General features: G+C 42.9%; 23 protein-coding genes. 12 read left to right on the top strand and 11 right to left on the bottom strand.

The genetic code is table 11. The features are described from left to right. Positions 1-148: 148 nt before the first annotated feature. Positions 149-616 carry an inner membrane protein YiaA gene (yiaA, locus tag F967_RS06380; protein ID WP_004680862.1) on the top strand — a complete coding sequence of 156 codons (468 nt, stop codon included), beginning with the start codon at positions 149-151 and terminating at the stop codon, positions 614-616. A 234-nt stretch (positions 617-850) separates the two neighbouring features. Then, on the top strand, positions 851-1,279 hold the full coding sequence (locus F967_RS06375) for a hypothetical protein (protein WP_004677704.1): 429 nt from the start codon (positions 851-853) through the stop codon (positions 1,277-1,279). Positions 1,280-1,615: 336 nt separating this feature from the next. On the opposite strand, the gene glyA is transcribed toward F967_RS06375, so the two are convergent. Both glyA and F967_RS06360 read right to left on the bottom strand, forming a co-directional pair. Continuing rightward, positions 1,616-2,872 carry a serine hydroxymethyltransferase gene (glyA, locus tag F967_RS06370; RefSeq protein WP_004798913.1) on the bottom strand — a complete coding sequence of 419 codons (1,257 nt, stop codon included), beginning with the start codon at positions 2,870-2,872 and terminating at the stop codon, positions 1,616-1,618. 672 nt (positions 2,873-3,544) lie between these two features. Further along, entirely contained in the window at positions 3,545-4,009 is a 465-nt protein-coding gene (locus F967_RS06360) for a hypothetical protein (RefSeq protein WP_034431208.1), read from the bottom strand. A gap of 95 nt (positions 4,010-4,104) precedes the next feature. Here F967_RS06360 and F967_RS06355 point away from each other — a divergent pair, with 95 nt between their 5' ends. From F967_RS06355 to F967_RS06330, 6 genes are all read left to right on the top strand, one after another. Beyond that, complete coding sequence (locus tag F967_RS06355) at positions 4,105-4,494, top strand: tautomerase family protein (protein ID WP_004798910.1); 390 nt, start codon at positions 4,105-4,107, stop codon at positions 4,492-4,494. A gap of 118 nt (positions 4,495-4,612) precedes the next feature. After that, positions 4,613-5,830 (top strand): formate-dependent phosphoribosylglycinamide formyltransferase, encoded by a 1,218-nt coding sequence (purT, locus tag F967_RS06350; protein WP_171063090.1) that lies wholly within the window; start codon positions 4,613-4,615, stop codon positions 5,828-5,830. A 24-nt stretch (positions 5,831-5,854) separates the two neighbouring features. Then, positions 5,855-8,518 carry a [protein-PII] uridylyltransferase gene (gene glnD, locus F967_RS06345; protein WP_004758185.1) on the top strand — a complete coding sequence of 888 codons (2,664 nt, stop codon included), beginning with the start codon at positions 5,855-5,857 and terminating at the stop codon, positions 8,516-8,518. A gap of 63 nt (positions 8,519-8,581) precedes the next feature. Beyond that, positions 8,582-9,751 carry a succinyldiaminopimelate transaminase gene (gene dapC, locus F967_RS06340; protein ID WP_004798905.1) on the top strand — a complete coding sequence of 390 codons (1,170 nt, stop codon included), beginning with the start codon at positions 8,582-8,584 and terminating at the stop codon, positions 9,749-9,751. Between the two features lie 266 nt (positions 9,752-10,017). Then, entirely contained in the window at positions 10,018-11,208 is a 1,191-nt protein-coding gene (locus F967_RS06335; RefSeq protein ID WP_004759945.1) for an efflux RND transporter periplasmic adaptor subunit, read from the top strand. Position 11,209: 1 nt separating this feature from the next. Beyond that, on the top strand, positions 11,210-14,341 hold the full coding sequence (locus tag F967_RS06330; protein WP_004798904.1) for an efflux RND transporter permease subunit: 3,132 nt from the start codon (positions 11,210-11,212) through the stop codon (positions 14,339-14,341). Between the two features lie 53 nt (positions 14,342-14,394). Here F967_RS06330 and F967_RS06325 read toward each other — a convergent pair whose 3' ends face one another. Both F967_RS06325 and msrB read right to left on the bottom strand, forming a co-directional pair. After that, on the bottom strand, positions 14,395-14,883 hold the full coding sequence (locus F967_RS06325; protein WP_004798902.1) for a glutathione peroxidase: 489 nt from the start codon (positions 14,881-14,883) through the stop codon (positions 14,395-14,397). Next, a complete protein-coding gene (gene msrB, locus F967_RS06320) occupies positions 14,880-15,299 on the bottom strand; it encodes a peptide-methionine (R)-S-oxide reductase MsrB (protein ID WP_004677726.1) in 420 nt (139 codons plus the stop codon). The genes F967_RS06325 and msrB overlap by 4 nt, the downstream gene beginning before the upstream one ends. Before the next feature lie 247 nt (positions 15,300-15,546). Between msrB and F967_RS06315 the strand changes: the two genes are divergently transcribed. After that, positions 15,547-16,977, top strand: a complete 1,431-nt coding sequence (locus tag F967_RS06315; protein WP_004759939.1) for a pyridoxal phosphate-dependent aminotransferase — start codon at positions 15,547-15,549, stop codon at positions 16,975-16,977. Positions 16,978-17,139: 162 nt separating this feature from the next. On the opposite strand, the gene gspM is transcribed toward F967_RS06315, so the two are convergent. Genes gspM through F967_RS06290 form a run of 5 tightly spaced genes read right to left on the bottom strand, consistent with a single transcriptional unit; the run spans position 17,140 to position 21,006 of the window. Continuing rightward, positions 17,140-17,619: a type II secretion system protein GspM gene (gene gspM, locus F967_RS06310; RefSeq protein WP_004677730.1), complete on the bottom strand. Its 480-nt coding sequence runs from the start codon at positions 17,617-17,619 to the stop codon at positions 17,140-17,142. Further along, on the bottom strand, positions 17,619-18,758 hold the full coding sequence (gspL, locus tag F967_RS06305) for a type II secretion system protein GspL (RefSeq protein WP_004798898.1): 1,140 nt from the start codon (positions 18,756-18,758) through the stop codon (positions 17,619-17,621). The genes gspM and gspL overlap by 1 nt, the downstream gene beginning before the upstream one ends. A gap of 40 nt (positions 18,759-18,798) precedes the next feature. Then, on the bottom strand, positions 18,799-19,254 hold the full coding sequence (gene sixA, locus F967_RS06300; RefSeq protein WP_004798896.1) for a phosphohistidine phosphatase SixA: 456 nt from the start codon (positions 19,252-19,254) through the stop codon (positions 18,799-18,801). Between the two features lie 57 nt (positions 19,255-19,311). After that, positions 19,312-20,385 carry an NAD(P)H-dependent glycerol-3-phosphate dehydrogenase gene (locus F967_RS06295; protein WP_004677736.1) on the bottom strand — a complete coding sequence of 358 codons (1,074 nt, stop codon included), beginning with the start codon at positions 20,383-20,385 and terminating at the stop codon, positions 19,312-19,314. Between the two features lie 42 nt (positions 20,386-20,427). Beyond that, a complete protein-coding gene (locus F967_RS06290) occupies positions 20,428-21,006 on the bottom strand; it encodes a nitroreductase family protein (protein ID WP_004680894.1) in 579 nt (192 codons plus the stop codon). 195 nt (positions 21,007-21,201) lie between these two features. Here F967_RS06290 and F967_RS06285 point away from each other — a divergent pair, with 195 nt between their 5' ends. Then, entirely contained in the window at positions 21,202-21,585 is a 384-nt protein-coding gene (locus tag F967_RS06285) for a hypothetical protein (protein WP_004680895.1), read from the top strand. Between the two features lie 49 nt (positions 21,586-21,634). Here F967_RS06285 and F967_RS06280 read toward each other — a convergent pair whose 3' ends face one another. Next, entirely contained in the window at positions 21,635-21,874 is a 240-nt protein-coding gene (locus tag F967_RS06280) for a hypothetical protein (protein ID WP_004798894.1), read from the bottom strand. 153 nt (positions 21,875-22,027) lie between these two features. Continuing rightward, positions 22,028-23,215, bottom strand: coding sequence for a phosphoglycerate kinase (locus tag F967_RS06275; protein ID WP_004798893.1), 1,188 nt, complete (start codon positions 23,213-23,215; stop codon positions 22,028-22,030). 139 nt (positions 23,216-23,354) lie between these two features. Between F967_RS06275 and F967_RS06270 the strand changes: the two genes are divergently transcribed. Both F967_RS06270 and F967_RS06265 read left to right on the top strand, forming a co-directional pair. Next, positions 23,355-23,738: a DUF2237 family protein gene (locus tag F967_RS06270; protein WP_004680899.1), complete on the top strand. Its 384-nt coding sequence runs from the start codon at positions 23,355-23,357 to the stop codon at positions 23,736-23,738. Beyond that, positions 23,738-24,331, top strand: coding sequence for a Maf family protein (locus F967_RS06265; protein ID WP_004798891.1), 594 nt, complete (start codon positions 23,738-23,740; stop codon positions 24,329-24,331). The genes F967_RS06270 and F967_RS06265 overlap by 1 nt, the downstream gene beginning before the upstream one ends. Positions 24,332-24,538: the final 207 nt, after the last annotated feature.

Raw genomic sequence — 24,538 nt, 5'->3', positions numbered from 1 at the left:
AAGACATAGAGAAACGGGTCAACTTACCCATTCGCCCTCATTTCATCATAAATTGTTCAGTTTTGGTTGTGGACACTTGTTCTTGGATTTGTGCTCCGATATAAATAATCAGGGACAAATAGAAAGATAAAACAACAGGATAATATGTATGAATAATTTTATTAATCGTCCAACCTCCGCATTTATTGCGGCAAGCTGGGTTGCTTTACTTGCTGGGGCGGTCGGATTCATGATTGGGCTATGGAATGCCAATATGCCCTTGCATGAAAAAGGCTACTATCTGGTCATTTTACTCTACGGTTTATTTTCTGCCGCCTCATTGCAGAAAACCATTCGTGATCAATTGGAGGAAATTGCTGTTACCACAATTTACTATGGTCTGTGCTGGGTATCCATGGCAGTCTGTATCGTGCTGTTATTGATCAGCCTATGGAATGCTGACATCACCATGAGTGAAAAAGGTTTTTATATTATGTCATTCCTGCTAAGCCTGTTTGGGGTTGTTGCAACACAAAAGAATATTCGTGACCTAAATTACCTACGCCTGCAAAATGAGTTGAATCCCCGCCAGTTGAAACTGGAGGATTCCCCACAGCAAGATCATCAACAAGATTAAATTTAGCTTAAGGAAGTTCAGCCCGAGAGCTTCCCTATTTCGCGATGATGCTTACTATCCATATGCTTTATCATCATTATTTCTCTTTTAAATTTATTCACCAAAACAAAACGCTACAATCCAGACACCAAAACGTAATAATTCAGGCAGCCATCTCCACAATTTTCCCCTCAAACTTTGTTACATTTCCCTCCATTACAAAAGATGTCCTATTAATAGGAACATGGAGTCAAAATGAAAGCGAATATTTGGTTATTGGGTGCGATTTTAGCCAGCTCAACTTTGGTGACTACAGCACACGCTGATAATGCAACTCGTGTTGCTGCCACATCTGCCCTGGGAAGTGTGGTGGGCACTGCAATTGGTAAGGAGATCGGTGGCAACAATGGTGCCATGATTGGTTCCGCACTTGGCGGTGCTGGTGGTGCAGCGGCTGCAAGTGGTAAAAATACCCGTACTGAAGCTGCAATTGGTGGTGGTTTAGGTGGCGTGGGCGGTTATACCGTTGGTAAGAATGTAGGTGGTACAACAGGCGGTTATATTGGTGCCGCTGCGGGTGCCGCAGGTGGTGCAGCTTTGGGTCGTAAAGTCGGTCAGGACCGCGACTATGACAATTACCAGTCTAAAAAATACAAGAAAAAAAGAAAGCATCGTCATCACTGATATTTTAGAAAAGCGCCTTTGGGCGCTTTTTTACGATTAAAATTTCTAAAAGCATTTGGTCTTGATGTATTCAACCAACTTCAATAACGCTCCTTTACAGCCCTTTATACTGGTTTTAAGTTCTAAAAAATCTTTACTCGGCTCACATATAACTATTCACAAACTTGAACTCATCAACAAGGAGTAAGTAGCCAGTTGTTTTACTTATAAAATTTTCGTCTAATGGAAAGTGGTTTGTATACCCTACCAAATTATAATCTTTATCAAAGATTGCAGATTTTTAGTTTATTTCAAATTTTAAAAAAGCGCCTGACGGCGCTTTTTTATCAAAATGAATTAGTTTGCATAAACTGGGAATTTAGCACAAACCGCTTCAACTTTAGCTTTTACATCAGCAATGACTTGTTCATTACCTTTACTGTCGATAATGTCAGCGATCCAAGCCGCAAGATCACGCACTTCTGCTTCACCAAAACCACGAGTCGTCACCGCTGGCGTACCAATACGGATACCAGAAGTCACAAATGGAGAACGTGGATCGTTTGGCACGGCATTTTTATTAACTGTAATATGTGCAGCACCTAACCATGCATCGGCATCTTTACCTGTCACATCTTCTTGCTTGATCAAAGACAATAAGAATAGATGGTTGTCTGTACCGCCTGAAACCACATCATAACCACGAGAGATAAACACGTCTGCCATTGCCTGAGCATTCTTCACAACTTGTTGCTGGTAAGACTTGAAATCATCAGACATGGCTTCTTTAAAGCAAATTGCTTTCGCTGCAATCGCATGCATCAAAGGACCACCCTGATTACCAGGAAAAACAGCAGATTGAAGTTTTTTCTCGATTTCTTCGTTTGCTTTGGCAAGGATTAAACCAGAACGTGGGCCACGCAGTGTTTTGTGTGTCGTAGTGGTCGTAACGTCTGCAATTTGAACTGGGTTAGGATAAACACCCGCAGCAACCAAACCAGCAACATGGGCCATATCAACAAACAGGTAAGCACCTACTTGGTCTGCGATATCACGGAAACGTTGCCAATCCACCACACGGCTATAAGCAGAGAAACCTGCAACGATCATGCGTGGTTTATGTTCTAAAGCTAAACGCTCAACTTCTTCATAATCAATTTCGCCAGTTTCTGGGTTTAAACCATACTGGATTGCATTATAGGTTTTACCAGAGAAGCTGACTTTCGCACCGTGAGTCAAGTGACCACCGTGCGCCAGGCTCATACCCAAAACGGTATCGCCTGGGTTAAGTAGCGCCAGGTAAACAGCAGAGTTGGCTTGAGAACCCGCATGTGGCTGAACGTTTGCATAATCTGCACCAAACAATGCTTTGGCACGGTCAATGGCAAGCTGTTCTACGACATCAACATATTCACAACCGCCATAGTAGCGTTTGCCAGGATAGCCTTCTGCATATTTGTTGGTCAGTTTTGATCCTTGTGCTTCCATCACTGCTGGAGAGCAATAGTTTTCAGATGCAATTAACTCAATGTGCGCTTCTTGGCGTTCGCCTTCAGAAGCAATTGCCTGAGCGATTTCCGGATCAAATTCAGCAATAGAGATATTGGCAAACATTAGCGGGGGTCCTATAAATTAGGGCTTTTAAGCCGTGCTAAAGATTGGTGCGTATTGTAGCACGAAGTTTGCGATTGCACAGATTGATATTTATCTAATTCTTCGTGAATTTTATTCACGTTGAGTATGCGACAAACAAGCCAACCCTCTATAAATGTTCAAAATCTGGATAAAATGGAAAAAGTGATTTTAGATCATTCAGGAGTAAGCAATTTCAACAATTGTTTAGTCACATATGCCCTTGCATTTTTCTGTTTAAAAATAGTGGGAATATGTAGCAGAAAAAAGGAGTAACGATATTTTTTATGATCACGTAGGTTTTCATTTAAATAATGATAGAGATCAGACGCAGCTTCCCGATGAAATGCAGCTTTGTTGCACAAATACCCAAAACTATGATTTTATTATATTTATTTTTATTAAAATTTTCACAAACCTCTTAAAAATCAGTATCTTGCAAAATATTTATGCAACAAAGCCTGTAAAAGTTAAAAAAGAAACCGCCCAGACTAAGCAAACACTAAAACATGCAGGCCTCATTAAATACAAATAAAGCGGTCAATGCCGTGACACATTCAATCAAGTCGGAAGCCAATAAAGCAACAAAACCCTCCTAGATCTAATTGATTGATGACTTTAACCATCAAAGCGGGATTTTTCTTCCCGCTTATTTTATTTTGGAGAGGTATTTCCCAGTGCAGGATTATCAATTGCATCCTTACATTGGGCTTTGTCACGCTCATAGTTTGCCTGCTTCTGAGCAGAATTAGATGAACTATCCTTTACGTCTCGCGCCCATGTGTCCAGACTGGTCAACGCCTTGCGGCACAGCGCATATTTACCCTCTGTCACAGAGTCGGTCATTTTGACATTGATCCGCCAATCCGTGCTGAGCTGGCGTAAAGGCTTTCTGACTTTTTCCTCAATTTCAGAGACTTGTTTATTATAGACAATTGGGTCAATTTCATTAATCAATGTCCACGCCGCATTTGCATAAGTGGTTGCATCATTGTTTAATTTTGGCGCAGGTTTGATTTCAACTTTTTTTTCAGGTTGATTGTCTCCCTGCCCACATGCAGTCAATAAAAAGGTGCTACACAGTACAATTACTGCCACACGAGTTTTTGGATTAGACATATCAAGTCGCCAATCAAACATTTCGGCATTATGCTAGTCAATCTGGGAATAATTCTCAATCGTTGTTACTTATTTATCATGGATAAAAACCACTCATGTCACAAATAAAAGTCTATGCGCATCGCAAAACAATAGATGAATTTAGAGATCAGCTTTCTCAGGCCATCCATCAGGCTTTGGTTGAAAGCCTGAGCTATCCTGCGGAAAAGAAGTTTCAGCGTTTTATTGCCCTGGAGCAAGATGATTTTATCTATCCAGATAACCATAGTGACAGCTACATTATTATCGAAATTTCCATGTTTGAGGGACGAAGCATAGAAACTAAAAATCGTTTTGTGCAGGCAATCTTTGCCAATATTCAACAACAATGTGGCATTTCAGCTCAGGATATTGAAATCACGATTTTTGAAACACCGAAATGCAACTGGGGAATACGAGGTAAAAATGCGGATGAATTGGGACTGAACTATCAGGTCAATATCTGAATAAGCGAAAACGATACAAGGCAGGATTTTTGTCTAACAAAAACCATTTTTTGTGTCAATTTAAGCTTAATTCAGCAGCAAGTTCTGCTATGCTTAAACACAAATTTATCAGGATAGGATTATTCGCATGAGCGTTACTCTTGGAACTCCACTTCAATCTTCTGCATTTAAGGTTTTACTGTTAGGTTCTGGAGAGTTAGGTAAAGAAGTGGTGATTTCTTTACAACGCCTGGGTGTGGAAGTTCATGCGGCTGACCGTTATGACCATGCACCTGCCATGCAGGTTGCCCATTATTCCTATACTCTAAATATGGCAGATCCAACTGAATTAAAACAACTGATTGAAAAAATTAAACCGAATTTAATTGTTCCTGAAATTGAGGCAATTGCGACCGAGGTTTTGCTTGAAATCGAGCAACGCAAAACTGCAACGGTGATTCCATCGGCAAAAGCCGTCAACCTCACCATGAACCGTGAGGGCATTCGCCGTTTAGCTGCGCAAGAACTGGGCTTGCCCACTTCCGCCTATCGCTTTGCCAGCACATTGGAAAGCTTCCGTGCAGCATGTGACGATATTGGTTATCCAAACTTTGTTAAACCTGTCATGTCCTCTTCTGGCAAGGGTCAGTCCCGTGTTAAGAACTTTGATGAGGTTGATGCAGCTTGGGAATATGCCATGCAAGGTGGTCGTGTCAATCAGGGTACAGTGATCATTGAATCACAAATTGATTTTGATTTTGAAATTACCCTATTAACCGTACGTGCTAAAAATCCAGCAACAGGTGAAATCGAAACCCATTACTGCGATCCAATTGGACACCGTCAGGATGCGGGTGACTATGTTGAAAGCTGGCAGCCACAACCAATGACAGTAGCAGCCTTGCAGGAAGCAAAACGTATTGCAAATAAAGTCACAACCGCTTTGGGTGGCTGTGGTGTTTTTGGTGTAGAGTTATTTATTAAAGGCGATAAGGTCTGGTTCAGTGAGGTCTCACCTCGCCCGCATGACACCGGTCTTGTGACCCTGGCATCACAGTTCCAGAGTGAATTTGAGCTGCATGCCCGTGCGATTTTAGGTTTGCCTGTGAATACCGCTCGTCATAGTACTGCGGCAAGTGCCGTGATCTATGCAGGTGTGGATGCGAACAACCTGAGCTTCTCTGGCTTAAATCTTGCTTTGGCAAACCCGAACACTGACTTGCGCTTGTTTGGTAAACCAGAGGGCTTTAAACGCCGCCGTATGGGTGTTGCAACCGCACGTGCTGAAACCACAGACCTTGCGCGTGAGCTGGCACAACAGGCAGCAGACCAAGTGAGTGTACAAACCAACGCTTAACCTATATTGAGTAGACCCATTTTCATGATCAATACATCTCCATTGTTAAACTACGTCACCAGCCTTCATGATATTCAGGCCATTAACCAATGGCGTACAGATGTAGAAAAACAATTACAGGAGAGTTATGAAAATGGGCAACCGATTCGTGATGTGATTAGTGCCCGATCAGACTCCATTGATGAAGCACTCATTTTTCTTTGGAATCATGCGGGTTTAGACCAGACCGAGTTGGGTTTGTTTGCTGTAGGCGGTTATGGTCGCCATGAGATGCTTCCCTATTCTGATACTGACATCATGATTTTGTCAGAGGATGAAATCAGCGAAGAACAAGGGAAACTGATTTCTGCCTTTATCTCCTCACTTTGGGATGTGGGTAACTTCAAGCCTGGTACCAGTGTCCGTACCATTCAAAACTGCGTTGAACAAGCCAGCAATGACCTGACGGTTGCCACCACCCTGATTGAAGCGCGTCTAATCACAGGTAATGAACAGCTTGCCAAGTGGCCTCGCCGTATTGTGGCGCAAACCTGGACTGATAAAACGTTCTATGATGCGAAAATGGCTGAGCAAGCCAAGCGCTATGCCCAACATAACAACACTGAAAGCAATCTGGAACCCGACATTAAAAATGCGCCAGGCGGTATTCGTGACATCAACCAGATTGGCTGGATTGCAAAACGCCACTTCCGTGTCAACCGTATCTATGACCTTGTACATTTAGGTTTTATCACTGAATTTGAGCTTGCTGTACTTGAAGAAGCGGAAAGTTTTCTATGGGAAATCCGCACCCATTTACATCGCTTGGCAAAACGTGATGAAAACCGTTTATTGTTTGAATATCAACGTGATATTGCAGCAAAGTTTGGCTATGTCCGTGAAGAGGGTCAACACGTCAATTTTGCCGTTGAACAGTTCATGAAACGGTATTACCGCACTGCCCAACAGGTTTCTACCCTGAGTGAAATGCTGCTTGCCTATTTCAATGAGTCGGTGATTACCCCACGTTTGCCTGACTATGAACGCCAGATTGTAGAAATTAATGACCGCTTTAAAATTGTGGATGGCAAACTTGCCGTACAACACCATAAGGTTTTCTCTGAAGAACCGAGCGCGATTTTAGAATTATTCTATCTATTGGCAAACCGTCCTGAGATTACAGGTATTCGCGCCCGCACCTTGCGTCTGCTGGTCCTTGCAGCCAAGCGGATTGACCAGCGTTTCCGCGACAACCCAGAACATCAGGCGTTGTTTATGTCAATCATTCGCTCACCGCATCTCTACAATACGATGGTGGCGATGAAACGTTACGGCGTTTTGGGCAACTATATTCCTGCTTTCGGGCAGATTATGGGATTGATGCAATACGACCTGTTCCATATTTATACGGTTGATGCACATACCCTGTTATTGCTGCGTAATCTCAGCCGTTTTAAAGCGCCTGAATTTGCCAAGGATTTCCCTGTGGTCAGCTCAGTGTTCCAGCGTATTGCACGACATGACATTGTGTATATGGCGGCAATTTTCCATGACATCGCCAAAGGTCGTGGCGGTGACCATAGCGAACTTGGGGCAATTGATGCAATTAAGTTCTGCCGCACACATGGTTTTACCGAGCGCGAATGCAAACTGGTGGCCTGGCTGATTAACAACCATCTCCTGATGTCACTCACAGCCCAGAAAAAAGATATTTCCGATCCTGACGAAGTAAAGGAATTTGCTGAAAAAGTTGGTGACATGGAGCATCTGGATTATCTGTATACACTGACCGTTGCAGATATTAACGCAACCAATCCAAAACTCTGGAACACATGGCGCGCTTCTCTGATGCGCCAGCTCTATACCTATGCCCGTGACGTGATTCGCTCAGGTTTAGGTCGCCCTGTGGATTACCAGATGCTGATTGAGGACACCAAGTTTGCAGCCAGTGAATTACTGGTCAATGACTTCTCGCTCGCCGAAGTAGAAAAAGTCTGGCAAGAGCTGGGGGATGAATATTTTGTCAAGGAGTCTGCCAACGAGATTGCATGGCACACTCAGGCGATTCTACAGCACGGCGATAATCCAGAGCCCTTGGTTTTATTACGCGCACATCGTAATGCCGCAGATGATGCGGTTCAAATCTTTATTTATACCCGTGACCAGCCTAACCTGTTCGCAACCACTGTGGCGGTGCTGGACCGTATGAACCTTGATGTTCAGGATGCCAGAATTATCACCGCAAGCACTGCATTTAGTCTGGATACTTACTTGGTGCTGGACCGTTTTGGCACATTGCTCACCGATCCTGATCGGGAACGTAAGGTTAAAGCGGCTCTGGTTGATGCTCTCAGTCATTCAGACCAATATCCAGGTATTATGCAACGCCGTATTCCGCGCCACCTCCGTCACTTTGATGTGCAGAATACGGTTGATATTGTGCTAAATCCAGCCTTACAGCAACACATGGTTGAAATCTCGACACTGGATCAACCTGGCTTACTGGCACGAATTGGTGCCCTGTTTATGCTGCAAGGTCTGGACATTCACTCTGCTAAAATTGCAACATTGGGTGAACGTGCCGAGGATATTTTCTTTGTCACCAAGAAAAATGGCGTATTGCTTACAGATGAAGAAGTCAAGGCCTTTGCGGAAACACTAAAATCCGCTTTGGATGAAGTGTCAAATCAGGTTCTTAACCCATCGTAATTCCAATTTTCATCAATACATTGGGCGTATGCAATACGCCCCTACAGTTTGGTAATTGTTTCAATGAACTCAAGTTTATCTTTATTGCATCCTTATCCTTTTGAAAAGTTAAACCAGCTTTTTAAAGGACTACAACCTGCCGATTTACCGTTGATTCCACTGTCAATTGGTGAACCCAAACACCCCGCACCTGAGTTCGTTAAACAAGCGATTATTGATAATTTTGGGCATTTATCAACCTACCCCAACAGTAAAGGCTTGCCTGAGCTGCGCCAAAGTATTGCACAATGGCTGAGCAATCGTTTCAAACTAAACCAAATCAGTGCAGAAGATCATATTTTGCCTGTTTCTGGAACACGGGAAGGAATCTTCTCCTTTGTTCAGGCATTGATTAAACGTGAAGATGCGCCTTATATCGTGATGCCGAACCCGTTTTACCAGATTTATGAAGGTGCTGCGCTGTTGGCAGGTGCAAAACCTTATTTTATCAACTGCACTGAAGAAAATGGCTATCTCGGCGATTTTGATGCCGTGCCTGCCGAAGTTTGGGAAAAAACGGCGTTATTATTCGTGTGTACCCCAGGTAATCCAACAGGTACAGTACTGTCAAAAGAACAGTTTAAAAAGCTGATTGCGCTTTCTGACCAATATGGTTTTGTGATTGCATCTGATGAATGTTATTCAGAACTGTGGTTTGATCAGGCACCGATTGGGCTATTGGAAGTTTGTGCTGAATTGGGACGTGATGACTATAAAAACTGTATCGTGTTCCACTCATTGTCTAAACGTTCAAACTTGCCAGGAATGCGCTCAGGTTTTGTTGCTGGTGATGCGGCATTGTTAAAGCCTTACTTGCAATATCGCACCTACCACGGCGCGGCAATGCCTGTACAGCATCAACTGGCTTCGATTGCAGCGTGGAATGATGAAACGCATGTCGAAGAAAATCGCCAGCAATACCGTACCAAATTTGATTTATTCCAGTCTGAATTGGGTCATTTACTGCCATTACAAAAACCAGATGCAGGTTTTTATTACTGGCTTAAAGTCGATAATGATGAAGCTTTTGCCAAAATGTTGATGGAAAAAGCCCATATCAAGGTATTGCCAGGTCGTTATCTATCCCGTGATACTGAACAGGGTAATCCAGGTGAAAACCATGTGCGGATGGCGCTTGTCGCTGATTTAGCACAGTGCGAAGAAGTCGTGAAGCGGTTGAAAGCGATTTTATAAATAAAATCCCCAAAGTTCATTTGATATTTTGGGGAATTTTATCATCCGACCCAGTTTTTCTAAGAATAGTCTTGATATTACCATACTGAATCGCAGTATATACTCCATAGTTTATAAATCAAACGCCTTGAGCCAGCATTAGAATTTTGCATTTCCCATATCAAAGATAAGATACGGATTCAAAACCAATATTCATCTTTGTGTTATAACTATCGCTTGAAATCTTCGTCTATACTTAGCCATCAATTTAAATTGACTATGGAAAGATGACTTCTCAAACTCCCCAGAAAACAAAGAAAAAAGTTTGGTTCATTTTGGCAATCGTGATTGTATTGTTGCTTGTCGCATTCCTGCTGTGGAAGTCAGGCAGCTCAAACAAAGCCGCTGCGACAGAAAAACCAAACAATGCAGAAACAACTGAACAAAAAGCTGCCTTAACGGTGACGGTCGTTCAACCTGAACAGCAAAACTGGAAACAGACATTCACCGCAAATGGCAACATCGCAGCATGGCAAGAAGTGGTGATTGGCAGTGAATTGTCTGGTCAGCGTCTTACTCGCGTCAATGTCAATGTCGGTGATGAGGTTAAACGCGGACAGGTTTTGGCAGAGATTAACAGCGATACCATCCGTGCCGATTTGGCAGCGGCCAAAGCCAGCTATGCCGAAGCACAGGCTGTATTGGCTGATGCCGTGACCAACAATAAACGGATTCAGCAGCTCAGAAATACAGGTGCAATCTCGGCCCAGGAATTAACCCAATACCAAACTTCCCAAGCCACTGCCCAAGCAAGACTGGATGCCTCCAGAGCACAGATTGAAAGCAATCAACTACGTCTGGCACAAACTCAGGTGATTTCACCTGACAATGGGGTGATTTCAGCCCGTACCGCAACTGTCGGTTCCTTGGCTCAGACTGGACAGGAACTGTTCCGCCTGATTCGGGATCACCGTCTGGAATGGCGTGCGGAAGTTACCACTTCGGATTTGTATAAACTCAAGCAAGGGATGAATGCGCGTATTTTTTCGCCTGACCCTGCCCAGCCTGCCATTACAGGCAAGGTTCGGATAATTGCCCCTGTGATTGATCCACAAACCCGTTATGGCTTGGTTTATGTTGACTTGCCAGCCACTCAGGCGTTTCGGATGGGCATGTTTGTAAAAGGTGAATTTGATTTAGGTGAAAAACCAGCACTCACTATTCCACAAACTGCCTTGTTGCTACGCGATGGCTTTGCCTATGTATTTATTGTGGGGAAAAACAATCGTGTGGCACAGCAAAAAGTGACTGTTGGGCGACGTTTGGCTGATCGTGTTGAGATTCTGGACTTGCCTGCAAATGTAAAACTGGTTGCGTCTGGTACAGGTTTCCTCACCGATGGTGATTTAGTGACTGTCGCAAAAGACATCCCTGATACGCCATTGACTAAACAACTTGTGACCACACAGGGGAATTAAAATGAATTTCTCTGCCTGGTCAATCCGTAATCCTATTCCAGCCATTTTATTATTTATTATGCTGGGATTGACGGGTTTAATGTGTTTTAAATGGATGAAAATCCAGCAATTTCCAGATATTGAATTGCCAATGGTGACTGTGACCGCAGCCCTGCCAGGTGCTGCGCCACCACAACTGGAAACTGAAGTTGCCCGTAAAATTGAAAATTCGATTGCCACCCTGCAAGGTTTAAGAAATCAATATACCAATATTCAGGATGGCGTTGTCACGGTTACAGCCGAGTTCCAACTGGAAAAACCACTGCAAGAGGCGGTAGATGACGTTCGTAACGCGGTTTCCCAGGTGCGTTCAGACTTGCCTGCCGATTTACGTGACCCAATTGTCAGTAAAATCAACCTTTCAGGCTCACCCATTCTAACTTATACCATCCAGTCGCCGAAAATGGATGAGGAGGCTCTGTCATGGTTTGTGGACTATGATATTGCCCGCGCCATGCTACAAGTTAAGGGTGTGGGTGCAGTCGCCCGTGTGGGCGGTGTTACCCGTCAGGTTGAGGTTGAACTTGACCCTGAAAAATTACTGGCACTGAATGCAACAGCAACGGATATTACCCGACAATTGCGTTTGATCCAGCAAGATGCATCTGGCGGTCAAACCAAGATTGGCGGCAGTGAACAGTCCATTCGCACCATTGCAACGGTAAAAACAGCCGAAGAAATTGGGGCAATAGATATTGCACTCAGTGATGGCCGCCATATACGTCTTGATCAGGTTGCGACCATTCATGATGGTATTGCCGAACGCCGTTCTGCTGCATTGCTGAATGGACAGCCTGTGATTGGCTTTGAAATTACCCGTAGTAAGGGTGCCAGTGAGGTTGATGTTGAAAAGGGCGTGATTGAGGCATTGGATAAACTCAAGGCTGCACATCCAGACATTAAAATCACCGAAGCATTTAACTTTGTTAAGCCCGTTGCTGACAACTATAAAGGTTCGATGTCACTGCTTTACGAGGGTGCCATTTTAGCTATTTTAGTGGTGTGGCTATTCCTACGTGACTGGCGTGCAACCATCATTGCCGCAACTGCCCTGCCCCTGTCAATTTTACCAGCCCTGATTGGGATGTACTTTTTTGGTTTCACCCTCAATACTGTTACTCTTTTAGCAATGTCGCTGGTGGTCGGGATTCTGGTCGATGATGCGATTGTTGAAATTGAGAATATCATTCGGCATCTCAGGATGGGTAAAACACCGTATGAAGCGGCAATGGAAGCTGCCGATGAAATTGGGCTTGCCGTGATTGCCACCACATTTACCCTGATTGCAGTATTTTTACCGACCGCCTTTATGAGTGGTATTGCAGGTAAATTCTTTGTGCAGTTTGGCTGGACAGCAGCATTGGCCATTTTTGCCTCCTTGCTCGTAGCACGTTTGCTTACCCCAATGATGTCTGCCTATATCCTTAAACCCTGGGTCGGCAAAGTTGAACCTCATGAAGATACTGACCAACCTGCCAATGATCAAGGTACAGCGGCTTTAGCGAAAGACCGTGCCAAAGATGGCAAAGTCATGCGTAGCTATATGCGTCTGGTGACGTGGTGTTTAAACCATCGCTGGATCACGCTGTTTGGGGCAATCGCCTTTTTTATTGGTTCAGTTATGCTGATTCCACTATTACCAACAGGATTTGTGCCACCACCCGACACTGGACAAACGCAGGTACGTCTGGAATTGACCCCAGGTTCACAATTTGCTGATACCTTAAAAACAGCAGAATATGCACGAAGCCTAATTAAGGATCATCCTGAAATTAAAAGCATCTATACCACCATTGGTGGAGGCGCTGCAGGAAGTGACCCCTTTGCTGGTGGTGCATCCAGTGAACCTCGTAAAGCGACTCTGACTATTCAAACCACTGAACGTACTGAACGCAGTGCCAGCCTGCAAGACATTGAAGACCAGATTCGTCAACGTTTAGCACCCTTGCCAGGTGCCAGAATTCAGGTCGGTCTGGCGGGCAATAACAGCCAATATCAACTGGCACTTTCAGGCGATGACCCTGAAGCCTTGATGTCAACAGCCCGCGCACTGGAACGTGAATTACGCACCATTCCGAATATTGGCAGTATTACTTCAAGTGCGGCACTGATTCGTCCTGAACTAGTGATTCGCCCTGATTTTGCCAAAGCCGCAGATTTGGGTGTGACCACTTACGATATTGCGGAGACCTTACGTATCGCAACTGCAGGTGACTTTGACCAAAACCTGGCAAAACTCAACCTTTCACAGCGTCAGGTGCCTGTGGTGATTAAATTGCCTCTTACCGCCCGTCAGGATCAGGAACTGATTAAACGCCTCATGATCAAGGGTAGTCATGGTCCTGTCATGCTGGGGACGATTGCCGATGTGAATATTGAAAGTGGACCATCACAGATTGACCGCTTCAACCGTCTGCGTAATATCAACTTTAATATTGAACTCAACAACCAGCCTTTGGGTGATATTGCAGCGAAAGTTGATCAATTACCAACCATGAAGAATCTACCACCGACAGTAAAACGTACCAATATCGGTGATGCTGAAGTGATGCAGGAATTATTCTCAAGCTTTGGCTTGGCCATGCTGACGGGTGTACTGTGTATTTATGTAGTGCTGGTGCTTTTATTTAAGGACTTTTTACAACCGATCACCATCTTGGTTGCATTACCGCTGTCTTTGGGTGGCGCTTTCGTGCTATTGCTCCTTGCAAAGAGTAGCTTTTCAATGCCAAGCTTAATCGGTTTAATCATGCTCATGGGAATCGCAAGTAAAAACTCAATTCTCTTGGTGGATTACGCCATTATTGCGCGTAAAGAGCGAGACTATTCGCGTTTCAATGCCTTGCTTGATGCCTGCCATAAACGTGCCCGCCCTATTATCATGACCACATTGGCAATGGGTGCTGGGATGTTACCGATTGCATTAGGTATTGGAACTGATCCAAGCTTCCGCGCACCAATGGCACTTTCAGTGATTGGTGGATTGATCACCAGCACTTTCTTGTCATTATTGGTGATTCCTGTGGTTTACACCTTTATTGATGATATTAATCGTAAGCTTCATGGGTTGAGAAAATCTAAAACCGTTGAATAAAAACATCAATAAAAAATGGGCGGTTAATAGACCGCCCATTTTTTTATTGTCTCTTATTTGCTTGCTAATGCTTTCTCAATATCTGCTTCCAAAGCCTCGGGCTTGGTAGTCGGTGCGTAACATCCTAAAACCTCACCATTACGTCCCACGAGAAATTTGGTGAAATTCCATTTAATGTTCTGGCTTCCCAAAATGCCTTTCGCCTCTCGGGTTAAAAAACGAAAAATAGCATGTGCTTCAGGTCCTTTTACATCAACCTTGGCGAACATTGGAAAATTAATCCCATAGTTACGTTGGCAGAACACCCCTATTTCTTTATTTGTTCCTGGATCCTGCCCACCAAACTGGTTACATGGAAACCCCAAAATTTCCAGACCCTGTGGTTTATATTTTTCATAGAGTTTTTCAAGTCCTGCAAACTGTGGGGTAAAACCACACTTGCTTGCAGTGTTTACAATCAGCATGACCTTACCTTTATAGTCGGCGAGTGCCTTTATATCTCCCTCTAACAATTCAGCTTCAAACTGATAAATGTTACTCATGGATATGTTTCCTCGTCGTTCTTTTCTTGTGTTTTAAGTTGTAGTGATGCCGAATTAACGCAATAGCGCAATCCTGTCGGCTGCGGACCATCCTCAAATACATGCCCCAAATGTGCGTCACAGTCATGGCAGACAATTTCCGTTCTGACCATACCATGCGACAAATCTTCGTGTTCTTCTATTGCAGTGCTGTCAAGTGGTCTAAAAAAGCTCGGCCAGCCACACCCACTGTCATATTTGGTGTCCGAAGAAAATAGTTCCGCACCACAGCAACGGCACACGTAGATTCCATGTTGCTTAGTGTTCCAGTATTGTCCAGTGAAAGCAGGCTCTGTGCCTTTTTGGCGGGTAATCCGATATTCTTCTGGTGACAGTTCTCTTTGCCATTCTCGGTCAGTTTTATTGACTTTTCCCATGACCTGCTCCTTTTGTTCTATATTTTAAAAGTATTTGGTGATCAGTTTTTATATTTACGCCATTCACAACAAAAACTCTAGTCTATTGCTGCAAAATTTATAAAAAATTAAACATTTACCGCACAAATAGCAAATAGAAAGCAAATTATATTTTATGGTGAGCATTTTATTTATAACTTCATCTTCCAAGTAAGCAAATATGATGCTATGCTGATGCCACACCGCTGTCTGTTGTACAGGACAAAAAATGTCGCAAAAGAAAAGTGTGGTTTTTCAAAACCTATTGCCAACCATCAGACAATATCAACAATCGGGTTTTACCCATGAAAAAATTGTTGAATTACTGAGAGATCAGCATGATCTTGATCTGGTTACCGTTGAAACCTTTAAAAGTTATTTATACCGATATGCAAAAGTGAATCCAGCTATGTCTAAAAATACTGCTATTCCCAACTCAACTCAAACCACTAGAGAAATCAGGAAATCCTCTAAGCTTGAGCATGTTTGTTACGACATTCGTGGACCAGTATTACGCGCCGCCAATGAAATGGAAGAGCAAGGACATAAAATCATCAAGCTGAATATCGGCAACCCCGCACCTTTTGGTTTTGAAGCCCCACAAGAAATTATTAACGACGTTGCCTTAAACCTGCCAAATGCGATTGGCTACACTGATTCTAAAGGAATTTTCCCTGCCCGTAAGGCAATTTGCCAGTATTACCAGCAGAAAGGCATTTTTGATATGCATGTCAATGATGTCTATGTCGGCAATGGTGTGTCTGAACTGATCGTGATGGCAATGCAGGGGTTGCTGGATGACGGCGATGAAATGCTGGTGCCAATGCCTGACTACCCATTGTGGACAGCCGCAGTCAACCTTTCAGGGGGTACGGCAGTTCACTATAAATGTGATGAAGAGAACTACTGGTATCCTGACATTGCCGATATGGAAAGCAAGATCACGCCAAATACGCGTGGAATTGTGGTGATTAATCCAAACAACCCGACAGGTTCGGTCTACCCTCGCCATGTGTTAGAACAAATTGTCGCATTGGCGAAAAAACATGACTTGATTTTATTTGCTGATGAAATCTACGATAAAATCGTTTATGACGGTATTGAACATGTGGCTGTTGCTGCTCTTTCTGGTGATCAGCTCTGTATATCTTTTAACGGTTTATCAAAGGCATATCGTATTGCAGGTTATCGTGCTGGATGGATGGCGATTACAGGGGACAAGGCGCGTGCGGCAGACTATATCGAGGGTCTGGACATGCTGGCTTCCATGCGCCTGTGTGCCAACCATCAGGCGCAATATGCCATTCAAACTGCGTTAGGTGGTTATCAATCCATTAATGATTTGATTCGCCCTGGTGGGCGTTTATATGAACAACGCAATATTGCATGGGAAATGTTGAATGAAATTCCTGGTGTCAGTTGTGTTAAACCTGATGGTGCCATGTACTGTTTCCCTAAACTTGACCCAGAAATTTATCCAGTTGAAGATGACGAAAAATTCATGCTGGATTTATTAAAGGCTGAAAAAGTTTTACTGGTTCAGGGCACGGGCTTTAACTGGCCAACGCCTGACCATTTCCGTGTGGTATTTTTACCTGCGGAAAATGAGTTACGTGAGGCAATTAACCGTTTAGGCCGTTTCCTCGCTAAAATACGTTAAGACCATATTCAATCCCCCTTTAGTACGTAAGGGGGATTTTTATATTTAATAGGGACGGCAGAGTAAAACTTCAATTTTTATTCTGCCGCTATATTTTTAATGCTTTATGAGATTTAATTTATGGTTAAAATATAGTCAGCATAGTTTTTAAAACACCACCTTTTATTTAACTGTTGCCGTTAATTTAATCTGGCCTGCATTGGAAACCATGTCCATTTTTTCAATGCTCACCCCCATCTGGGATAGCTGCATTAAAAAGTTGGCAAGTACAGAATAATTCTGATGTTCCGCAACAATTTGGATCTGTTCTCCATTTTGCTGCGAAGAAACTGCCAACCCTTGCTGCTGTGCTGTACGCTGGATTTTATCCGCCGAGGAAAGGGCAAGGTCATTGGCAGGTTTCATGGTTGCAGCATTACTCTGCATCCAGACCATTAAATCCTTAAGCTCATTTAAACGCTTTTGTTGCTGGTTTGCCAAAGCATGCATTTTCCACAAAGCGGAACCAACAATCACAACGATTAAAAAAACGGTTGTAAAAACCACCATCACGCGCTCACGCACTGACAGGCTCTGTAAATATTGATTCAGCGCCTCAGCTTTCTGATCAAGACTATTTTGTAATTGTGTGAACGCTTTCATTATTTTACTTTGACCATCCCAATCGCACCGACACTATCCGCCTGTATATTTCCAAGTTCCGCCTGAAAACCCTGCTGATTCAACTGCTGTGCCAACGCCTGCAAGTCATTTGCTGATTTTGCCTTTAACGACATTGCCAATGTTGAAGCATCATAACTGACTTGTTGGGCAACAATCTGTTTTTGCATCAATATTGGCCCTACCCGACTCAACAATGACAATGCCTGCGTATCTCCAAGCTGGCTCATGCGCAACTGGCTTTCAAACTGGCTTTTAATGTTCTGCTCAGTCACACGGGTATTTTCGCCAAACCAATGCTTATACTGATCGATCGCCTGTAAAGCAGTTTGATCCGCCACCTTTCTCAACTTTGACCAGCGCAAGGCATCATAACCCAACTGCACCAGAATCACCGCCAGTAAAACGGCTGCCGAGGCTTTCCAGTAGCCTGACCATTGTACATCGGCATTTTTTGCCTTTGGCAACACATTAAATGGATGTTGCTTCGGTCTTGGAAACTGCTCAAACTGGTAGCTAAACTCAGTACGTTGATCTTTATCAGATGCTGTTGCCAAAACATCCAGTTGGCTTGCACTGAGATTGGCAAATTTATATTGCGTTTCTGATGACTGAAATTCCAGAAATAACCCTAAATCATCAATCGAGTTACCTGACCAGACATTTTCCCTCACCAGTAAATGGTCATACAGATTCACCAGCACCACTTCATTTTGTGCTGGCTCAGGCAGAATCAGAAAATCAGGCAAGAAAGCGACAATCTGGATCGGTAAAAGGCTGAGTGCATGCTGCCAAGTTTCAATGGCAAATTGCGCAACACCTAAAATATTGAGTTGATCATGCTGAAAATGATGCACCACTTTCATCTGGTCAATGGGCAAGGTCACAAACTCTTCTAACAGATATTTAATGCCCTCTTGCCCCAATTGCTTGTAATGCGCCTTTGTCATAGGCTGCTGCAACATTTGGGCATTACGGCTTGGAAAATAGACCACCGCCTCTTTTCCACTATGCGCTTGCAAATCCTGAATGAGTTGTTCAAGACTGTTTGCCTGCAACCAGTTTTCCCCAGCCGACCAATACCATGTTCCATTGGTTTCGGGCATCCATATATACAGCATCGGTGTTCAGTACCTTTATCCTGTTGAGGATAGATAAAATTTATATTGTTGGTGTAAAACGGTTGTTTTGTGTTGATAAACCATTCGCAATCACTGCCTGATCATAAATACGTGCTTCGGCCAATGCAAATGGATTAAAACTTTCATGAGTCAATTGTTCCGCAATATGTGCCACCACATTCATGTGACAGACCACTGCAATCGACTCATATGGAAGTTTGGATAGCCATTCTATGGCATCTTTGGCGTTATCATCGGGTTTAATTTTATCGCAGATTAAAACAGGAATTCCCTGAAAATGCGCCTTGATATGTTCCAGCGTTTCCTGCGCGCGCAGTAATGGACTGACAATAAAAACCTCAGGCTGAATCACATCTTTGAGAAAATCCCCTGTTTGCTCAGCCTGTTGATGCCCACGCGCTGTGAGTGGACGCTGCATATCATTTCCATTCACTGCTGGAGACGCTTCACCGTGACGAACTAAAGTGAGTTGCATAATCATTCTCTAATTTTTTTCATTCAAGCATAACAACATTGGATGACAGTTTTCTGATTAAACTTCATGATGAGGTAAAACAAATTCCACATCACTACGATGGCCATTTTTCATTAACGATAAGGCAATGGTCATTGGCGGTGCATTTTCAAAAATCACTTCATATAAGGCATTGGTGATTGGCATATACACATCCAGTTCCTGTGCCTTGGTACGCACCTGCACAATGGTGTTGATACCCTCGGCGGTTTGTCCCAGTTCTTTAGTCGCCTGATCCAGTGTTTTACCTGAACCCAGGGCAAAACCGATCTGATAGTTACGGCTTAATGGACTATTACAGGTCGCAAATAAATCACCCACACCTGACAAACCTAGGAAAGTTAAAGGATTTGCACCCTGCTTGACTGCAAAACGACTCATTTCCGCCAAAGCACGGGTTAAGATCATACTTTTGGTATTTTCACCAATGTTATAGGCAGCGCCCATCCCCATTGCCACCGCATAGATATTTTTTAACGCACCACCCAGTTCCACACCATGTACATCATCACTGCCAAATACACGGAACAATGCACTATGCAAGGCGTGTTGCACTGCATAGCGAACCAGTTCAGATTCACTGGCAATCACTGTACCCGATGGCATACCTGCCATAATTTCTTTTGCAAGATTTGGCCCCGATAGAACCCCATAAGGCACTTCAGGTAATTCTGTACGGATAATATCACTCATAAAGCTAAAGGTTTTGGCTTCAATGCCTTTGGTCAGTGAAACCACTGCCTGCGCACTAATAAACGGCGCGATTTTCTTCAACACATCGCGGAAAGAATGACTTGGAATTGCCACCAAAATAATGTCACGGTCACGTATCGCCAACTCCAGATCAGAAACCGCACGCAGACCTGTTTCCAGTGTGTAATCAGGCAAATAGCGCTTGTTGATATGCGTTTGATTGATTTCCTCAGCAACAATCGCATCACGAATCCAGATCATGGTGTCGCAGCCATTACGCACAGCCAGATTCGCCATTGCTGTACCAAAACTCCCCCCACCCAGCACGGTAATTCTTAATGCTGTTTTCTGGTCTACAGCTACGGGTTCAACCAAATCGCTAAACTTCAACTCTGTCATTTTTTATCCTGAAACAAATTTCTAATCATTCACAAATAAGATTTAAGTAGCCTGCCATACTTTTAAAAAGTCCTGACTCTCTATTTCTGCACGAGGTGCAATCGTTTTGGCGGCTGTTCCAATATAAATAATACCAGAAATCAAATCTTGCTCTTTTAAGCCGAATTGTTGCTTAAGCCAATTAGATTCTACAACTGCACCAGAACGCCACATACTCGCAAAACCTTGTGCTTGTAATGAGAGTAAGAAGTTTTGAACAGCAGCACCCGTACTTAAAATTTGCTCGAAGTGCGGAACCTTTGGGTGATCTTGGATCGTGGTTAAGGCTAAAACAAGTAAAGGCGCGCGAAATGGATGATGCTTCACTCTTTCCAATTGTGCTGGCTCAGTCTCACCCAAATCGGCCAAAGCCTGTGCCAGATGCTCACCAAAAGCGGCACGCTGTTCAGGCGTCACAACCACAAAACGTGTTGGTTTTAAACGATGATGATCGGGCGCCGTGAGTGCGGCCTGCACCGCCTTTTCAAGTTGTTGTGTATTCGGCGCTGGTTCAATGAGTTGTCCAATCGATTGACGTTGATGAATATTATGATGAATGATTTCTATTTTTGAGTCCGTCATTGAAATAAATCTAACTAACACAAGGATTGCGCTAGATTAGCATAATCTGAATGATTTCCACCACGTCCAATCCCTGCTTAATCATTAATTTGAGAAATTTAACAGAGCATCAGCACAAACTGTACATAACCTGCAAAAGCATTCAAAAATTCTATGTTCAAATAATACAATTCTGTCGTAACTTGAGAACAAGCAATGAAAAAAAACTTTATTATGACTTTACTTGGCGGTTTGGCACTTGGATTAACCGCATGTGCATCCACCCCAACCAATACCCTCGCGATTCAAAAAGAAAACAACCAATATGAAGTTACAGGAATTGGCAAAACCAGCCTGATTGCCAAAAACAATGCAGTCAGTGCAGCACAGAAAACCTGTACTCGCAATACCTCGCCTATCGTGGTAGATGAAAAAACCGCATATCAGGGGGTTTTAAAAGGTGTGGTGGATGAGCAAACAGGAAAAATGGTTGAGGCTGCCGCAGGGGTCATTGGTACACTGACTGGTAAGAATGCTTCGCTGGCAAAAGATGATGACTATCAAACCACCTTGACATTCTACTGCAAAACCAATGGATAAATATAAAAAAGCCGATGTTTAAACATCGGCTTTTTTATATTTTCGTCACTTATTGAACTTCGCTCGCAACCACGTCTGAAACTGCACCCTGTTCCGTAACATCAGTATTGTTTTCATCTAAATTCGGTTTATCAATGGCATCAATCGCAGCCTGTTGTTCTGGACTGGTCTGTGTGACTGAAGTTGTCTGCTCTTGCGGTTCAGCGTTTTTCGCTTCTTCTTTCTTTGCACATGCAGTCAACATGATCGGGGCAATGATTAAAGCGGCAAGGGTTAATTTAAATTTCATCACGGCTTTCCACAGTTAATGGTTGAAGTTGTGACAAGCATATTTCAGATATGTGACATTTTTATGACCACAATACCTACCAAAAACAAAAGAGCCGATTTTCATCGACTCTTCTTTTTAAAACATATTTATAAATCAAGGGTTAAATCCTGATTATGCACGCTCAAGCAAAACTGCAACTGCTGGAAGCGTTTTACCCTCAACAAACTCAAGGAAAGCACCGCCACCTGTTGAGATATAACCAATTTGATCAGCCACGGCATATTTATCAATTGCTGCAAGCGTATCACCGCCACCCGCAATTGAGAAACCAGCTGACTCAGCAATTGCCAATGAAAGTGTCTTAGTCCCTTCACCAAATTGATCAACTTCAAATACGCCTACTGGACCATTCCAAAGAATCGTTTTTGATGTTTTTAAGATTTCTGCAAAAGCTTGTGCAGTTTCAGGACCAACATCTAAAATCATGTCAGTATCTGCAACATTTTCTACTTTCTTAACAACTGCTTGAGCATTTGCCAAAGAACCTAAGAAATCACTGAAGTCGATTTGAGTTGCATCAGCAACCACGACATCAGTTGGTAATGGAACACTTACTTTTGCAGCAATTTGTTTTGCAGTCTCAATCAAATCAGCTTCGTAAAGAGATTTACCGACATTGAAACCAGCAGCAGCAAGGAAGGTATTAGCAATACCACCACCCACAATCAATTGATCACAAATGGTAGAAAGTGAATTTAATACATCAAGTTTTGTTGATACTTTAGAACCTGCAACAATTGCTACCATTGGTTTTTCAGGTGTTTGCATTGCTCGACCTAGCGCATCTAATTCAGCGGCTAATAACGGACCAGCAGCAGCAACTTTTGCAAAACGTGCTACACCTTCTGTTGACGCTTCTGCACGATGAGCAGTACCAAATGCATCCATAACAAATACATCACAAAGTGCTGCATATTTTTGTGCAAGCTCTTCTTTATTTTTCTTTTCGCCATGATTGAAACGTACATTTTCAAGTAATACCACTTGACCCGCTTCAACCTCAACGCCATCTAAATAATCAGTAAATAATTTTACTTCTTGTCCTAAAGCTTTTGTTAAATACGCTGCTACAGGTGCAAGAGATTGTTCTGGTTTTGGCTCACCCTCTACAGGACGACCAAGATGAGAAAATACCATTACCGCAGCGCCTTTATCTAATGCAGCTTTGATTGTTGGTAATGCAGCACGTAAACGTGCATCGCTGGTAATTTCCCCATTTTTTACAGGAACGTTTAAGTCTTCACGAATAAGAACACGTTTACCTGCTAAATCAAGGTCAGTCATGCGCTGAAAATTCATGGATGGCTCTCTAAGTGATTTTAAAAACGGCGTAATTTTAAATGATTCTTAAAAATAAAGGTGAGTTTTTTTGCAGAAAAGCTGTCTAAAATTTCACTTTTGATTATCATAATCATCGTTATTAAATCTTTGTATTCTTATGTCTATTCATCCTGATCCAAAAATTAATCGTCTAAATGTTCTTGGTGAACCTTTATCTAGTTGTTGCTTTGACCCGATCACGGGCTATTTTCGTAATGGTTTTTGCCATACGGCGGTCACGGACTTAGGTCAGCACACCATGTGCGCGCAAATGACTTCAGATTTCTTAAATTTCTCACAAAAAGTTGGCAATGATTTAATTACGCCTTTACCTGAAGTAGGTTTCCCTGGATTAAAACCAGGTGATTTTTGGTGTATTTGCGTCACACGTTGGGTTGAAGCCTACGAAGCAGGTCATGCCCCACCAATTAAATTGAATGCTTGCCATAATGCTGTTTTGCATTATGTGCCACTGAATATTCTCGTTGAATATGCAGTCTAATGAATCAGTTTGAATTGATTTTGGCATCGAGCAGCCAAACCCGTAAAGACTTGATGGATCGTTTACGATTGAACTATCGCTGTATTTCACCTGATATTGATGAATCTGCAATGGGCGAATTACATGCCGATGATTTAGCCAAGCGTCTTGCTTTTCAGAAAGCACGAGTTATTGCTGAACTGAATCCAAATGCGATTATCATTGGTTCTGATCAAGTCGCTTGGCGTGAACACGCGCCGTATGACTTTATTGGTAAACCTTTGAGTGTTGAAAATGCGATTCAGCAGTTACAAGAAAACTCAGGGAAAATCGTGTTTTTTAGCACCGCTCTCAGTGTTCAGCATTTACGATCAGGGTTTGAAAGAACTCTGGTTGAGCATTATCAAGTGAAATTCCGCCAACTGACGCTCGCTGAAATTGAGCGTTATATCGAGATTGATCAACCTTTACATTGCGCAGGTAGTTTTAAGTGTGAAAGCTTAGGGATTAGCTTATTTGAGAAAATGGTGGGTAATGATCAAACTACGTTGATGGGCTTACCGATGATTCAATTGTGTAAAATTTTACGGCAGTTTGGGGTAAATGTGCCTTGATCTCTACTATTAGCTCTATGGTTGTCAAATTTAATATTTTTATACTTCTAAAGAAAAAAACCAACTTTACGCTTTTAAGAGTCCGTTCACGGTGCAATTTTCTCTTATTTGATTATACTATCGTAACAAAATATTTATTTTATAAATTAACCACTTAAAACTAAAAATATGATTGACCACTTCATATTTCGATTGCTATAACTTACT

Source organism: Acinetobacter sp. CIP 102637 (assembly GCF_000368425.1).
Lineage (GTDB): Bacteria > Pseudomonadota > Gammaproteobacteria > Pseudomonadales > Moraxellaceae > Acinetobacter > Acinetobacter parvus.
Note: the sequence above shows the minus strand (reverse complement) of the source record. Positions and strands in the feature narration are given on the sequence as shown.